We start from the raw sequence: 16,145 nt of genomic DNA on the forward strand, positions 1-16,145 counted from the left end.
CCCTTTGACAGGTCACGCCCCCCTCGTTAGACCGCCCAATACTTCCATGACCGACCGAAAATAAAGAGGCAGTTCCTTGGCCAAACCAGAACTCGGTGAAAAGCGCGCCTGCCCCGAATGTGGCGCTAAATATTACGATCTCAACCGCGATCCCATCATCTGCCCGAAATGCGGCACGCAATTCGAAATTGCAGTCGCTGCCGTAACCGCAAAGGCCAAGCCTGAGAAGGAAGCCGAAGCGAAGGAAAAAGCAGCCGACGACGAAGATGAAGACGAAGTGGACGATGCAGGTCCAGAGGTCATCTCGCTCGAAGACGCAGAAGACGATGACGGCGACACCGTGGACGGTGACGACGATGATGACGACACGCCGGACATTCCCGATGTCGACGTCGATCTGGATGATGACGACGATGACAAGGCGGATGATTCCACCTTCCTCGACGACGATGATGACGACAATGACAACCTTGCCGACATCATTCCAACAGGCGGTGACGACGACAAAGAAGACACCTGATCCAGCACGGGTGAAGACAGAAGCCACGCGAGCATTTAATGCCTGCGTGGCATATCTGGAACTTTAGATTTCAAGTCGAGATAGTCGCTGCACATAAAGCTTGGCGGCTTATCACATGATTGGTGAAACGAGCCTGCAAAACAGGCTTGTCTTACTAACCAGCGTTTCGTAAGGAAGCGCCGTTCGGCCAACATAAAAAGTGGTTAAACCATCTCGGACGCAAGGCCCAAAGCCAAGCGCCCACCCGATCCGGCCCTCGTAAAACGAGCGGCACAAAAGATCAGGGGCTATAGCTCAGTTGGGAGAGCGCTTGCATGGCATGCAAGAGGTCGTCGGTTCGATTCCGTCTAGCTCCACCATTTTCCAAACCGATTTGATGCATATTTGGAATGGGTTCGAGGTAACGTGTTACTTGGTCGAGCCGGTGTCACCGATCTGCATGAGGTCTCCGGTCACCTTGTTGTCACCAGAGGGGGTGACAAGACGGCTGGGAAAATTGTCTCGGAGTTGAGTTATGGCGATCGAAGCGGCCCCAAGGGAAAAGCGGTGGTCAGTAAAGAACGATTTACTTCGTGCTCGTTTCCGGAAACTCGAACCTGAGCATTCCACTTTCCCGAGGGGATTTTCTGATTGTTGGCATTTACTTGCTCCACTGTTGAGCAAGCCTTTAAGGGGTGAAAATTCAGTCTTCTCTTGCCAAGGTTTAGGTCGTGAGTTCGAATCTCATCGCCCGCTCCAATTTTCTCGATAGTTTTTTATTTTAGGTGCAGACACGCGTATGCTGGCGTCGACGATACGTCGAATGGCGAAAGTCATCATTTACGAGACAAGGCATTTCAACCATCATGAACCGCTCTCAACTGGCTATAGCTTCAATGTTGATAGCCGGCGCACTGGTGGCCGCGACCTCGCTTTTTGCAAAGGCTCTAGGCTTGCCCACAGCATCAGGTGCCGGCCTGCATCCGCTTCAGATTACGGCTGGTCGTTTTGTGTTCGCATGGTTCGCGTTGGCGCTCGTACTTTGCGGTCGCCCGACAATCCGCCCCGCATTTCACAACGTCCACTGGCGCTGGCACATATTTCGCGTGTTGTGCGGCTGGTCCGGCATCACCTGCATGTTTGCAGCCGTAAACTATATGCCGGTGGCCGAAGCAACCGCGATCAGCTTTCTAAGCCCGCTGCTGACCATGCTGCTTTCCGTTTTGCTGCTGGGTGAACATTTAACAGCCCGCAAACTGTTGGCCGCCGCAATGGCACTGTGCGGTGCGGCCCTCATTTTGCAGCCTGATGCGAGCGGGTTGCAACCAGCAGGCATTATGGCACTGGGCTCAGCCGTGTTGATGGGCATCGAAGCCATCTTCATCAAACGCTTGTCGGACGCAGAGCCAGGAATGCAGATCCTGTTTGTCAGCAATTCCATAGGAATGATCATTGCGCTGGCGGCGGCATCATTCGTGTTCACGGCACCAACCGGCCTGCAATGGTTGGGTTTGATTGCGCTGGGTACAATCATGGTCACCGGACAGGCATTCTTCATTCAATCAATGAAACGCGGTGAAGCGAGTTTCGTGATGCCAGCATTTTACAGTGTGTTGCTGTTTGCAGCCCTCTACGATCTGGCAATCTTCGGCGTCGTTCCGTCCAGCGTTGCGATTGCAGGATCGGTCCTCATTGTCGCAGCAGCGTTATTGCTGGCGGTCAAGGGTAGCAATAACAAGCCTATCGATAAGCTATAAAGCGGCGCAGCTTTCGCATCAGACGCAATTGCGCGGCACTGTGTCATCAAACGATTTCTCGAAAAACAGCTCATCTTCGCACCATGCGGTGAGCTTGGCGCGGGAGACGAATTGATCGACCTCGCACCACATGGCTGTTTCCACTTTTGTGCGCCACATCGCGCCCTCGCGCCCGCCGGTTTGCTCCCATGTTGCGCTTGCCAACGCGCAGAGCGGGTCGTCCGGATGTATGGTGAAACGCTCTTCCACGCGCGAGCCTGAGATAAGTCCGTGTTCGAGATCGCGAACCTCTCCACCATCGCTATTGATAAAGGTTGTGACCATGCCAGTTGTCGCATCGGTCCTTGTGGTCCGGCTGTAACTGCTTTCGCGAAGGGTTTCAGTTCGCCAATGAGGCGCGCCAGCCGGTTCTTCAAAGGCCCACTCGTCCTTTGTGTCCGAAGACTGGCGCAGCGGAATGGCAATGCGGCCATCGTGGATCGTCACCGCCGCCTGTTCTGGCGACGGCCAGACAAACGGCCAATAGGATGTGGAGATTGCGACCCGCAACCGGTGACCTGCAGGCAGACGATAGGCGATTTGGTCCAGCAAAAACTCGCAGTTCACGATTTCGCCCGGCACTAGCGCTTCGGGATGTTCATGCGAAGTATGGTGGGTGAGATTGAACAGACCGTAGGTGATGAGCGCCGATGTTCCATCAGGACGCAGATCACAAAGGCGTACTGCGACAAGCGCGTTGGGTCGGTCGGCACTCAAGCGTAAACTCATGCGGGGAGCGCCGACGATATCGGTCTCACTTTCCACCGGTGCGCCATCGAAACAGATCGACTTCGCATCGTCGCCGGACTGTTCATCCGGCAATTCATCGGAGAAGGCGAAGGGGAAGAACTCACCACTGGCCGCACCGCAATCTTGCGAGCTGAAGACGGTCAGACCGCAAAAACCTTTGGTGGTAGAAAGACCCTCCGGCGTCAGGTGCATCATGTGGTCGGAGATATTCTGCGAGGGCCATTCACTTTCCGCGATCCACTTGCCAGGTCGCTCGTCATACCAGCGTTTTGGTTTCATCGAATCCATCAAATAGAGACGCATATCGGGATCGTTTTCGACGCTGGTGTTCTCGCCTTTCAACCAGCGATCCCACCAGCGTTTTGCCTCTTGCAGAAAGCCGATGGCGGGTTTTGGTCCCGCATAGTGGGGGTATTTGTGGTTCCACGGACCAATGATTGCTTTGACGGGGGCCGAAAGGTTTTCCACCAGCGCGGCAGGCGTGTTGCGGTAACCGTCGTGCCAGCCACCGATGGTCAGAACCGCGGCTTCGATTGTGGAATAGTCTTCGCAAACGGAACCATGCTTCCAGTAGTCATCGCGGGTCTGGTGGCGCATCCACGTGCTCCACAACCATGGTTCGTGGTCGAGGCGTTTGCGCCAGATACCCTGCCAATCATCGCCCACAAGCGAAGGGTCCGGCGGGCGGGAATTGTAGGACAGCATCTGCGACGCCCAACCCCAATTTTCCACAAGTTGGCAGCCGCCATGGGTGTGAATGTCATCTGCAAAACGATCAGCGCTGGAGCATATCGTGATAATGGCCTTCAGCGCGGGCGGGCGTAGCGCTGCAACCTGCAATGAGTTGAAGCCGCCCCACGAAATACCCTGCATCCCGACATTGCCATTGCACCACGGTTGGCCTGCGGCCCAAGCGATAATCTCGCAGGCATCCGCCAGTTCCTGCGCCGAATACTCGTCTTCCGAAAGCCCTTCGGACTCACCGGTACCACGTTGGTCAGTGCGAATGATGCAGTAGCCATGCCCCGCCATCCAAGGGTGGCTGAACTGGTCACGCTGAATGGTGCCGTCGCGCTTGCGGTAAGGCAGATGTTCCAAGATCACCGGCACCGGATCAGCTTCCGCATCCACCGGCATCCAAACACGCGCCGACAGTCGCACCCCATCGGACATCGTGATGCCGAAGTCAGGGTCTTCGGTAATCTGGCGAGGGAACGTGGTGTCGATACGCATATTGATGTCCTCTATGAAAAAGGCGCCGCAGTTTCCCGCGACGCCTCCAATCTATGGTTTGCCCGTATCAGGCGGCGAAGAGCCGCCCGCCACTTATGTGGCGCGCCCACGCAGCGAAGGGCGAAGCCCGACAGCGTGAGTGCAAACCAGACAGCGAAAGCGCAAAGCGCTTACGCGTTGAACCACCAGCGCTCGCCGACTTTGTTGCCGTCGTTTTCCCAGTTGGCGGCGACGTTGTCGCCATGGGCCAGCTTTTTGGTGTGGGCATGGATAAAGTTGGCCCACATGGCAACGATGGCACCGCCATCATCATGCAGCAGTTGTTGCGCTTCAGAATACTGTGCACCGCGCGCAGCATCGTCGGTTTCGGCACGGGCCTGAACCACCACTTCATTGAAGCGTTTGGCAGATTCCGTGTCGCGCCATGCCGTGTCGTTCCACTGGTTGTCTGCCGTGTAGGCGGAGGAATACATCCAGTCCTGCGTCGGGCGACCGCCCCAGTAACAGGCGCACCAGCCTTTTTTGTTCCACACATTGGACCAGTAGCCATCGTTCGGCTCACGCACGACCTGAATGTCGATACCGGCCTTTTTGGCGGAAGCTGCGATCAACTGGCCAGCATCGACGGCACCGGCGAAGGCGGCGTCTGCAACAGAAAGCTGGATCGGACCGGAATGACCGGACTTTTTGTAGTGTTCGGCAGCTTTTTCGGGATCGAATGTGCGCTGCGGAATGCTGGCGTCAAAGAACGGCATGGATGGATTGACGGGAATATCGTTGCCCGCAACGCCGTGGCCCAGCAGGATCTTGTCGACGAGTTCCTGCCGGTCGATGGCCATTTTCAGCGCCATGCGAAGATGGTGATTGCCGAAGGGTTCAACATCGAGACGCATCGGGAAGGTGTAGTGCTGGGTGCCGTTGGTTTCCAGAATGTCCACTGTCGGCACGCGGCCCAAAAGATCCACCGTGCTGGGGCTGATGGAATCGGCATAGTCTGCATCACCGTTGAGCAATGCTTGCTGACGGGCTGTCGGATCAACGACGGCAAGAAGTTGCAGAGCATCGAAATGCGCGCTGTCGGCTTTCCAGTAGTTCGGGTTCTTTTCGGAGTCGGCGCGCACGCCGGCTTCGTAGTTCTTCAACAGATAGCCACCGGAACCGTTGTCCATGGCGGTCACGTCGACCTTGCCGTCTTTCGACGCCATTATCATCAGGTGATAGTCGGACGCGATGTAAGGGAAGTCTGCAGAGCCGCCGGAAAGTTCGAAGATCACGCGGTTGTCGCCGTCTTTCTTGATGTCGGTGACAGCGGTCACAAGACCCTTTGCAGCCGATTTCGTATCATCACCACGGTGGATGTTGAATGATGCGATCACATCGTCTGCAGTCAACGTCTTGCCGTTGTGGAAGGTCACGTCTTTGCGAAGGTTGAAGACCCATTTGGTCGCGCCATCCATAGGCTCGAAGCTCTCGGCCAACTCGCCGCGAAGGGTGCCATCGGGACCGATTTCGGTCAGATGATTGCCGCGCGAATAGATGACGTTTTGCGAAAAGCCGTTGTTGGATGTCGACGGATCGATCGTATCGTTGGTGCCGCCGTAGCCGGTAGCATGACGGAACAGGCCGCCCTTGTTGGGGGTCGCGGCCAGCACGTCGCCTGCCATGGAAATGGCGGTGGGCAGCACCACACCGGCGGCCAGCATGGACGTAATGAACTGGCGTCGGCTTATGCCGCCCGTTTCCAGTTTACGTGCCTGATCTTGAATGAAGATGTTCTTCATGTTGCGCATCGAGTTCTCCCTATGATGTGCAAAATCGTGAAATCCGCCTGTGTGGCGGGTTCATCGCGTTTAAATGAACATACCAATGTGACGAGATCAAACAGTAAGAGCAGATGTTTACGTGAGCCCCCGTCCACAAGCTCCTGTTTTTTCCCGATTCACGGTTACATTCTGAAATCGCTTGTCCTAGCCTTTGGCAACGAAGGTCTGCAGCCGGGGAAACTGCAGCGGGGAGAAGACAAGCGTGCATCCGGTACTGGCGACAGTTTTACAAAGGCTTGGGCTTGGCCTTCTGACGCTATTTTTCGTGTCTATCATCATTTTCTCCGCCATCTCATTTTTGCCCGGAGATTTTGGCGAACAGGTGCTGGGGCAGACGGCCCTCCCGGAAACTGTAGAAGCGTTTCGCCGCGAACTAGGTCTCGATCAGCCGGCCTGGAAACGCTACCTGCAATGGATTGGCGGCGTCATGCAGGGCGATTTCGGCACTTCATTTTCCGGGCGCTCGTCGTCGGGCGTGGATGCTTCCCGCTCGGTGGTCGAGCTCATCGGGCCACGCCTTTGGAACACGCTGTTCCTGGCAGGCGTCACGGCAATCGTTGCTGTTCCGCTGTCCTTGTTCCTCGGCATCACCGCAGCTTTGAAACGCAATTCGCTTTACGACCGCAGCGTGAATGCGGTTACGCTGACCACGATTTCCTTCCCAGAATTCTTCCTCGCTTATCTGCTGATCGTGTTCCTAGCAGGCGTCTTCCCGACCCTCGCCAATGTGACGCCGGAAATGGAGCTGGGTGAGCGACTGTCCAAGGTAGCACTTCCAGCGCTCACCATGACACTGGTCATCATCGCCCACATGATGCGGATGACGCGGGCCGCCATCATCAACCTTCTCGCCTCCCCCTATATCGAGATGGCGCAGTTGAAGGGTGCCTCGAAAACGACTGTCATCCTGAAACATGCCCTGCCGAATGCCTGGGCGCCCATCGCAACAGTGATCGCGTTCAACCTTGCCTATCTCGTCGTTGGCGTCGTCGTGGTCGAGGTCGTCTTCGTCTATCCCGGCATCGGGCAGTTGATGGTGGACAGCGTGTCCGCCCGTGACATTCCTGTGGCACAGGCCTGCGCGCTGATTTTTGCCGCCACCTATATCCTGCTCAATCTGCTGGCCGACATCATCGGCATCGTCACCAATCCGCGCCTGTTGCATCCGCGATGACAGATAAGATGAATGATTTGAAAGATACCCAACCTGCCAACGTGCCTGCCGATGCGTTTGCTGCATCCGATGCGAAGCAGGAAGCCTATTCCGCTGCTGCAGAAGCCGGTGCGGTACGGGTTCGTCGCAGCCGGTGGGAGCGCTCACGTATTGCCTTGAGCAAAGCTCCGGCGACCGCATGGTTCGGGCTGATCGTCATTGCGCTCTACGCGTTCGTTGCCATCTTTGCGCAGCTTATCGCGCCCTATGGCGAGGCGGAAATTTTCGCTAAAGCCGAGCTACCCTGGGCATCGCTAGGCGGACAATCGGAGCATTTCTTCGGCACCGATCAGATCGGTCGTGATGTGCTGACCCGCCTCATCTACGGCGCGCAGAACACAATCGGCATAGCGCTGATGACGACCCTGCTGTCTTTCCTCATTGGCGGCTCGCTCGGTCTGATCGCTGCGATAAACCGCTCATGGCTGGACCAGATACTTTCACGCGGTGTGGACGTTCTCATGTCCATTCCGTCGCTCATCTTCGCGCTGATGCTGCTGTCGATCTTCGGCTCATCCATTCCGTCTCTCATCGGCATTATTGCGGTTCTGGACTCCACCCGCGTCTTCCGTCTCACCCGCTCCGTCGCGGTCAATGTGGTGGTGATGGACTATATGGAGGCCGCGAAATTACGCGGCGAAGGCCTCGGCTGGATCATGCGAAAGGAAATTCTGCCCAACATCATGCCGCCGCTGGTGGCAGAATTCGGTCTGCGTTTTTCCTTCGTGTTCCTGACCATCGCTGCGCTCTCCTTCCTCGGCCTCGGCATCCAGCCGCCAACGGCAGACTGGGGCTCTATGGTGCGCGACGGGTCCCGCTTTATTCAGTTCGTGGCCTATGACTGGACGCTCGCCCTACCCTCCTTGCTGCCCGCCGGTGCGGTTGCACTGCTGACGGTGGCGGTGAATTTCGTGGTCGACTGGTTCCTGCACAAAACGTCTGGCCTGAGAGATGAATAAGCGTGATGAGTGATGCGAGAAAAGGCGATGTCCTGCTTGAAATGAAGGACACCCGCATCGACGGGTTTTCCGACAACCGCTGGCACCAGATCATCAAGGGTGTCGACCTCGCCCTTCATCGTGGCGAAGTGCTCGGCCTTATCGGCGAGTCCGGCGCGGGCAAATCGACCCTCGGCAAAGCCGCGATGGGCTACGCGCAACCTGGTTGCAAAATCAAATCCGGCTCCATCATGTTCGATGGCATCGACATCATGGCCGCGACGGAGGCGGAAAAGCGCAAGCTGTGGGGCTCGCGCATGGCCTATGTCGCGCAGTCTGCTGCGGCATCGTTCAACCCTGCCCACAGGTTGATCGGCCAAACGGTGGAATCCACCGTCGCCCACAATGTGCGCGGCGAGGCCGAGGCTCGCGAAGACGCGGTGGACCTGTTCCGCCAGCTTTCGTTACCCGACCCTGAAACGATCGGCGAGCGCTACCCGCATCAGGTATCAGGCGGCCAGTTGCAGCGCGTGATGACGGCCATGGCCATGTCGCCGCGCCCCGATCTCATCATCTTCGATGAACCCACCACCGCGCTCGACGTGACCACACAGGTGGACGTGCTGCTGTCGATGCGCGCCATCGTGGAAGAGTTCAACACAGCCGCCATCTACATCACACACGACCTCGCCGTGGTCGCGCAGATGGCAGACCGCATCAAAGTGCTGCGCTACGGCGAAGAGGTGGAGGATGCCGACACCGCCACCATGTTGTCGGCTCCAACGCAGGACTACACCAAGTCGCTATGGTCCGTCCGCGCACTGGAAAAACCCCAGAATCCATCCGATGACATTGTGTTGTCGATCAACAATGTCGACGCTGCCTATGGTGGCAACATCAAAGTGCTGCACGATGTATCCATCCGCGTGCCGCGCGGGCGCACCGTCTCCATCGTCGGCGAGTCCGGTTCCGGTAAATCCACCACCGCCCGTGTCGTCACCGGTCTGTTGCCGCCAATGACAGGCTCCATCACTTTCGATGGCGAACCGCTCCCGCCGGAACTGAAATCCCGTTCCAAAGATCAGCTTCGCCGCATCCAGATGATCTACCAAATGGCAGACACGGCCATGAACCCGAAACAAAGCGTCGGCGAAATCATCGGGCGGCCGCTGTCGTTTTACCACGACATGACCGGCGCGCAGCGCGATGCCCGCGTGGTCGAACTGCTGGACATGATCGAACTCGACGCCAGCTTCGCAGACCGCCTTCCCGGTGAATTATCCGGTGGCCAGAAGCAGCGCATCTGCATCGCCCGCGCGCTGGCAGCCGAACCCGACATCATCATCTGCGACGAGGTTACATCCGCTCTCGACCAGATCGTACAGGAGGGCATTTTGAAACTGCTGCTGCGCCTGCAACGCGAATTCGGCATCACATATATCTTCATCACCCACGACATCGCGGTGGTGAAGGCGATCAGCGACGAAATCGTTGTCATGTTTCAGGGCGGGGTCGTCGAGCAGGGTCTCAAGGACGATGTTCTCGCACCGCCCTTCAAAGACTATACCAAACTGCTGCTGGACTCCGTGCCTGAGATGGACCCCAATTGGCTGGACGACATCGCAACCGAACGCGCATCGCAATAGGAACTCGAAGCGGCGTTCGCGCGTTACTGACCATTGAAGGTCAGCCACCTGATCTTCCGCTACAGCCGGAGAGACAACCATGGCCACCGTCACCACCCCAACTGCCAGACCCACAGGGGCTGAGCTGGAAGAAGCTCTGGATGACGGCATCACGCGGGTGCGCGTCAACGGCGTGGACCGCGAGTTGGCCATCGACCCCGACACGCCTCTCCTATGGGCTTTGCGCGACGAACTGCGTCTGACCGGCACGAAATACGGCTGCGGCATCGCCCAATGCGGCGCTTGCACGGTGATGATGGATGGTCAGACCATCCGCTCCTGTGTCACGCCAATCTCGGCTGCCGATGGCGGTATCGTCACTACGATCGAGGCAATCGATAGCCCCGAAGCAAAAGCCGTTCAAGAAGCATGGGTCGCCATCGACGTGCCCCAATGCGGTTACTGCCAGTCTGGCCAGGTGATGAGCGCAACCGCGCTGCTGACCGAAAACCGCAAACCGACAGATATAGATATCGACAACGCCATGGCAGGCAATGTCTGCCGCTGCGCCACCTATGTGCGAATAAGACAGGCTATCCATGACGCTGCCAAAAAGCTGGAGGCGTAAGCGATGAACATCTCTGTAAAATCGGGGCAACCAAATCGCCGCCAATTCCTCACCGCAGCAGGCGGACTGACGCTCGGCCTGTTCCTGCCGCTCGGCAACCGCGCTGCCGCCCAATCCGGTGCCGCCGCAGTGCTGGCAACAGATGCTGCACCTGTCACGCCATTCGAACCGAACGCCTTCATCCGCATTGCCTTGGACGACACGGTCACGGTGCTAATCAAACATATCGAGTTCGGCCAAGGCACTTATACCGGCCTCACCACATTGGTCGCAGAGGAGCTGGATGCCGACTGGCTGCAAATGCGCGCCACATCGGCACCTGCCGACGCGAAGATTTATGCCAACACCCTGTTCGGCATGCAGGGCACCGGCGGCTCCACCGCCATGGCAAATTCCTACATGCAAATGCGCAAAGCCGGCGCTGCCGCCCGCGCCATGCTTGTCTCCGCTGCTGCTGAAAGCTGGAATGTTCCTGCTGGAGAAATCGCGATAGCGAACGGCGTAGTCAGCCACGAACAATCCGGCAAACAATCCAGCTTCGGCGCGCTGGCAGATGCCGCCAGCAAGGTGGCAACACCTATCGATGTGCCGTTGAAAGAGGCGAAAGACTTCGTCTTCATCGGCACCGACCAGCCCAAGCTGGACAGCCTCGCCAAAACCGACGGCTCCGCTGAATTCGCAATCGATATCTACCGCGACAACATGCTGACGGTCGCCGTGCAGCACCCGCCGAAATTCGGCGCGACCCTCGTCAATTTCGATGACACGAAAACGTTGGAAGTCGAAGGCGTGGCATTCGTTCACCAGCTGCCCACCGGCGTCGCGGTTTACGCTGCCAACACCTACGCCGCCTTCAAAGGGCGCGATGCGTTGGACGTGAACTGGGATTTCTCAAAGGCCGAGACACGGTCCACGATTCAGATGAACGAAGAATGGGCAGCAGCCGCCAAAAAAGGCGGCACGGTTGCCGAACAATCCGGCGATCTCGATGCAGCCATGGCAGGTGCGGCAAAGACCCTGTCAGCTGATTACACGTTCCCTTTCCTCGCCCACGCACCGATGGAGCCTATCGACGGTGTGATCGAAATCCGCGAGGCAGAAACGGGCCGCGAGGCAGAGGTCTGGATGGGATCGCAACTGCAGACCGTCGACCACGCCACCATCGCAGGCACGCTGGAAATTCCGCAAGATCGCGTTGCGCTCAACACCACCCTCACAGGCGGTTCGTTCGGTCGTCGCGCCCAGCCGGGTTCGCCCATGGCTGCAGAACTGGCAGCTATCGCAGCCGCGCCAGATAAAGCGGGCAGCTATAAAATGCTGTGGTCGCGCAGCGATGATATTCGCGGCGGTTACTACCGCCCGTTGACCGCGCACCATCTGGAAGCCGGATTGGACGCCGACGGCAAAATCGTCGCGTGGCGCAACGATATCGCCAACCAGTCTTTCCTCCGCGGTTCGGCCTTTGAGGGTATGATCAAAGACGGCATCGACTCCACCGCCATCGAAGGCGCGGTGAAGATGCCGTACAAATGGCCTGCCCATCGGGTGAGTTGGGCGGAAATGAAGACGCCGGTCACCGGCCTGTGGTGGCGTTCGGTCGGCCACACCCACACGGCCTTTGCAACCGAGACATTTCTCGATGAAGCACTGCTGGCCGGCGGCAAAGATGTCGTTGAAGGGCGCCTGGAGTTGATCGCGGATTCACCGCGCGATGCGTGGGTGTTGAAACGCTTGGCAGACATGATTTCCTGGGCAGGACCACAACAGGTCAATGGTCGAGCGCGAGGCATCGCCCTGCACGAAAGCTTCAACACCTATGTCGCTATGGCTGCCGAGGTCTCCGACGATAGCGGACAGCCGAAGGTTCATAAAATATGGTGCGCCGTCGATTGCGGCGTGGCCGTCAACCCCAACGTCATCCGCGCACAGATCGAAGGTGGCATCGGCTACGGTTTGGGCGCAGCGTTGTTCAACGCAATCACGCTTGGCGAAGGTGGCGAGGTGCAGCAGTCCAACTTTGATGACTACCGCATGTTGCGCATCAACGAGATGCCGGAAATAGAGGTATCGATCATCCCATCCACCGAGCCGCCCACCGGTATAGGCGAACCCGGCACACCACCAATCGCACCGGCAATCGCCAACGCATGGCGCGCGCTTACAGGCACCAACACACGTCAATTGCCCTTCGTCACGCCCAGCGTCTGACGCCCAAGGATTTTCCAAATGATATTTTCCAGAACAGCCTTCAAATCAGCCGTCGCAACGATTGTGGCACTCACCCTGTTCGGTGCCGCCAGCACCTACGCACAGGATGCAGAAACCCTGCGCCCGGCATCAGAAATCGAAGCCATAGGTGACGAGCGTGAGCGCTCGCTGGCCGCATATGAAGAAGTGGCCAAAGTCGTCACCCACCCCCGTTGCATGAACTGCCACCCACGCGATTCCAGTCCACGACAGGGTATGGATATGGCCATGCACCAGCCGCCTGTAGTGCGCGGTGTCGATGATTTCGGCGCACCCGCCATGCGCTGCGCCACCTGTCACGGCAACGAAAATGTGTCCTATGTCGGCTCCGAAGGCTCCATTCCGGGGCATGATCCATGGCACGTCGCACCGCTTTCCATGGGCTGGATAGGCCTGTCAAAAGGCGCAATCTGCGAGCAGTTGAAGGATCCTGAACGCAATGGTGACCGCACCATGGCGGAAATCCATGAGCACATGGCGGAGGACGGCCTCGTCGGTTGGGCTTGGAACCCCGGCGAAGGCCGCGAACCCGCTCCCGGCACGCAGGATGTATTTGGCCAGCTGACTAAATTATGGATCGACAACGGCGCACATTGCCCGACCAGCTAGTGACGGAAAAAACGTAATATGAGTGAACAGACCACCACCCAAGGTTCTGCTGCGGAAGGCGCAAGAGAAGCCGCCACAGGCGCAGCCGATCCTTATGCACGTGAAGCGCAAACTTTTCCCAAGCTCACCGACGAACAGCTGAAACGCATCACGGCCTATGGCACCGTTGAGGACACTCCAGCGGGAACGATGTTGTTTCAGCGAGGCCAGCGCGGCGTCGATTTCTTCGTCATTCTGTCCGGCAGCGTGCAAATTATCGACGGTGATGTGGATGGCGGCGACAACATAATAACCACCCATGGGTCGAGCCAGTTCACCGGCGAGTTAGACCTGTTCAACCAGCGCAAAATTTTGGTCGATGGCAAGACAGGCGAAGATTCATGCCTGCTGCGTCTGACCCGTGACCAGTTTCGCCGCATGTCTTCGACCGAGCAGGATATCGGCGAGATCATCATGCGCGCATTCATTTTAAGGCGCACGGCTTTCATTATCCATCAAGAGGCCGGCGTTACGATTATCGGCAATCCCAATGGCCGCGATGTGGTGCGGATGCAGCGTTTTCTCACGCGCAACGGCTACCCCGTTTCCGTCATGGAGCCATCCGCCGCCGAGACGAAGCACTATATGAGCGAGTGCAATATCGAACCTGCAGACGTGGCACTGGTACGCGCGCCGGACGGCGAAGTGTGGAAGAACCCCACCACCGCTGAGTTGGCCGACAATCTGGGTCTGACAGAGGACATCGACAGCGAGCACGTTTTCGATCTGGCCGTGGTGGGCGCTGGGCCAGCAGGCCTTTCGGCCTGCGTCTATGGCGCATCGGAAAATCTCGACACCATCGTCATCGAAGCGGAAGCGCCCGGCGGGCAGGCAGGTACCAGCTCGAAGATCGAAAACTATCTCGGCTTCCCCACCGGCATTTCCGGACAGGCGCTTGCTGGCCGTGCATGGATTCAGGGGCAGAAATTCGGCGCGCAATTTGCGATCGCTCGCGGTGCAACCGAAATCGGGCAGAACGGCAATATCTTCGACCTCACAACCGAAGGCGGCATCGGCGTAAAAGCCCGCGCCGTCATTCTAGCGTGCGGGGCAACATACCGGCGCTTGAATTTGGAAAACTACGAGAAATTCGAAGGTCAGGGCATCCACTATGCAGCCACCGCTCTGGAAGCGCAGTTTTGCTCCGGCACTGAAGTCGCCGTCATCGGCGGCGGAAATTCTGCCGGTCAGGCAGCGGTGTTTCTGTCCGGCTTCGCCAGCCACGTTCATGTTCTCGTGCGCGGCAATGGTTTGGCCGACACCATGTCGGATTATCTGGTGCAACGCATCGATCAATCGTCTCGCATTACGCTGCACAGCCATACCGAGATCACCGCGTTGGACGGTGGTCGGATGTTGGAGCAGGTAACGTGGAAGAATTCGAAGACCGGCGAAAGCGAGATCAAAGAAATGGGCAACGTCTTCGTTATGATCGGCGCTGTTCCGAACACCGGATGGCTGGGTGATTGCGTGGAACTGGACGAGCGGGGCTTTGTGCTGTCCGGACCCAAAGCACGCAAAGACGCCGACACGCCATTCGACACCTCTGTCTCCGGTGTTTATGCCGTGGGCGATGTGCGTTCGGGCTCGGTCAAACGAGTAGCATCCGGCGTTGGCGAAGGGTCGGTCTGCATCTCTTCCGTCCATCAATATCTTGCCGCCCTGCGGGAACGCGAGGACATGATGCCACCCGACGCGCAGATGTGACAACGGGCCGGTTGTGAACCGCGCTGCGGACGCTTACCTCTAGAGCACCGGTAAGGAGGACCGCGCACCATGAAAGCTGGAAATCAGACATATCTGGACCTTGCGGACCTACCGACATCATTGGCGCTTTTTCCGCTGACAGGCGCGCTTTTGCTACCCGCTGGTAACATGCCGCTGAACATTTTCGAGCCGCGTTATCTTTCCATGCTGGAGGACGCGATTGCCGGGCACCGTATCATCGGTATGGTGCAGCCGCGCTTCGATCTTGCCGATGGTGAACAGAGCGAAGACCATCCACAACTGTGCGAAGTGGGCTGCATGGGTCGCATCACAGCACATCAGGAAAGTGGTGACGGGCGGGTTATGATCAACCTGTCCGGCGTAGCGCGCTTCCGTATTCGTGAAGAAACCAAACTGGTCAACGGTTACCGCACAGCGAAAGTCGCAGGCTTTGCAGATGATCTTTCCGAAGACCCGGAAGCCGCGAAGGCTGTGGACCGCGATGGCCTGTTACGAACCTTCAAGCAGTTCCTCGAGGCCAACGATATGGAAGCCGATTGGGATGGCGTGCGTGAAGCCAACACCGAAACGCTGGTCAACACACTGTCGATGATGAGCCCCTACGGCCCCGCCGAAAAGCAGGCGCTGCTTGAGGCACCGGACCTGAAAACACGTTCTGAAACGCTGGTGGCGATCACCGAAATCATGCTGGCACGCGAAGCTGGCACGTCATCCTCGACGTTGCAGTAGGGTCATGGCTTCTCCCAAAGAAGTGGCAAAAAAGAAGAAAGCCGTTCCAAGCGTCGGCCATTCCGCTCACGCAATGCGTGGCGAGGCGCCATCGCTTTCGGTGAAGATGCTAGAGCTCCTGGTCTGCCCCCGCAGCCATGGCTCGCTGGTTTATGATGAAACCGCACAGGAACTCACCTGTAAACGCTCGCTGCTCGCCTATCCGGTGCGTGACGGCGTGCCGATTTTGTTGGAAAGCGAAGCCCGCGCCATCGAAGACTAAAGCATGGACGGCGGTTTTGTTGATTG

At 57.9% G+C, this 16,145-nt stretch carries 13 protein-coding genes and 1 tRNA gene; 12 read left to right on the forward strand and 2 right to left on the reverse strand.

All coding sequences use genetic code 11. The features are described 5' to 3' along the window. Nucleotides 1-76 precede the first annotated feature (76 nt). The 3 genes from R2A130_RS15400 to R2A130_RS15410 all read left to right on the forward strand — a co-directional run bounded on the left by R2A130_RS15400 (nucleotide 77) and on the right by R2A130_RS15410 (nucleotide 2,256). Entirely contained in the window at nucleotides 77-520 is a 444-nt protein-coding gene (locus tag R2A130_RS15400) for a TIGR02300 family protein (protein WP_009758752.1), read from the forward strand. A gap of 283 nt (nucleotides 521-803) precedes the next feature. Next, a tRNA-Ala gene (locus R2A130_RS15405) sits at nucleotides 804-879 on the forward strand. Between the two features lie 486 nt (nucleotides 880-1,365). Next, complete coding sequence (locus tag R2A130_RS15410) at nucleotides 1,366-2,256, forward strand: DMT family transporter (protein ID WP_040306140.1); 891 nt, start codon at nucleotides 1,366-1,368, stop codon at nucleotides 2,254-2,256. Nucleotides 2,257-2,274: 18 nt separating this feature from the next. Here R2A130_RS15410 and R2A130_RS15415 read toward each other — a convergent pair whose 3' ends face one another. Continuing rightward, on the reverse strand, nucleotides 2,275-4,278 hold the full coding sequence (locus R2A130_RS15415) for a CocE/NonD family hydrolase (protein ID WP_009758754.1): 2,004 nt from the start codon (nucleotides 4,276-4,278) through the stop codon (nucleotides 2,275-2,277). Nucleotides 4,279-4,448: 170 nt separating this feature from the next. Next, a complete protein-coding gene (locus R2A130_RS15420) occupies nucleotides 4,449-6,068 on the reverse strand; it encodes an ABC transporter substrate-binding protein (RefSeq protein ID WP_009758756.1) in 1,620 nt (539 codons plus the stop codon). A gap of 235 nt (nucleotides 6,069-6,303) precedes the next feature. Here R2A130_RS15420 and R2A130_RS15425 point away from each other — a divergent pair, with 235 nt between their 5' ends. The 9 genes from R2A130_RS15425 to R2A130_RS15465 all read left to right on the forward strand — a co-directional run bounded on the left by R2A130_RS15425 (nucleotide 6,304) and on the right by R2A130_RS15465 (nucleotide 16,119). After that, a complete protein-coding gene (locus tag R2A130_RS15425) occupies nucleotides 6,304-7,275 on the forward strand; it encodes an ABC transporter permease (protein WP_009758757.1) in 972 nt (323 codons plus the stop codon). A gap of 8 nt (nucleotides 7,276-7,283) precedes the next feature. Beyond that, a complete protein-coding gene (locus R2A130_RS15430; protein WP_009758758.1) occupies nucleotides 7,284-8,273 on the forward strand; it encodes an ABC transporter permease in 990 nt (329 codons plus the stop codon). A 5-nt stretch (nucleotides 8,274-8,278) separates the two neighbouring features. After that, on the forward strand, nucleotides 8,279-9,898 hold the full coding sequence (locus tag R2A130_RS15435) for an ABC transporter ATP-binding protein (RefSeq protein WP_009758759.1): 1,620 nt from the start codon (nucleotides 8,279-8,281) through the stop codon (nucleotides 9,896-9,898). Nucleotides 9,899-9,977: 79 nt separating this feature from the next. Next, nucleotides 9,978-10,505, forward strand: coding sequence for a (2Fe-2S)-binding protein (locus R2A130_RS15440; RefSeq protein WP_009758760.1), 528 nt, complete (start codon nucleotides 9,978-9,980; stop codon nucleotides 10,503-10,505). Between the two features lie 3 nt (nucleotides 10,506-10,508). Continuing rightward, entirely contained in the window at nucleotides 10,509-12,713 is a 2,205-nt protein-coding gene (locus R2A130_RS15445; protein WP_009758761.1) for a xanthine dehydrogenase family protein molybdopterin-binding subunit, read from the forward strand. An 18-nt stretch (nucleotides 12,714-12,731) separates the two neighbouring features. Next, a complete protein-coding gene (locus tag R2A130_RS15450; protein ID WP_009758762.1) occupies nucleotides 12,732-13,361 on the forward strand; it encodes a hypothetical protein in 630 nt (209 codons plus the stop codon). Nucleotides 13,362-13,379: 18 nt separating this feature from the next. Further along, nucleotides 13,380-15,107 (forward strand): FAD-dependent oxidoreductase, encoded by a 1,728-nt coding sequence (locus R2A130_RS15455; protein WP_009758763.1) that lies wholly within the window; start codon nucleotides 13,380-13,382, stop codon nucleotides 15,105-15,107. A 69-nt stretch (nucleotides 15,108-15,176) separates the two neighbouring features. Beyond that, on the forward strand, nucleotides 15,177-15,857 hold the full coding sequence (locus tag R2A130_RS15460) for an LON peptidase substrate-binding domain-containing protein (protein ID WP_009758764.1): 681 nt from the start codon (nucleotides 15,177-15,179) through the stop codon (nucleotides 15,855-15,857). A gap of 73 nt (nucleotides 15,858-15,930) precedes the next feature. After that, nucleotides 15,931-16,119: a Trm112 family protein gene (locus tag R2A130_RS15465; RefSeq protein WP_040306302.1), complete on the forward strand. Its 189-nt coding sequence runs from the start codon at nucleotides 15,931-15,933 to the stop codon at nucleotides 16,117-16,119. Nucleotides 16,120-16,145: the final 26 nt, after the last annotated feature.

It is taken from the genome of Ahrensia sp. R2A130 (assembly GCF_000179775.1).
Taxonomy (GTDB): Bacteria; Pseudomonadota; Alphaproteobacteria; order Rhizobiales; family Rhizobiaceae; genus Pseudahrensia.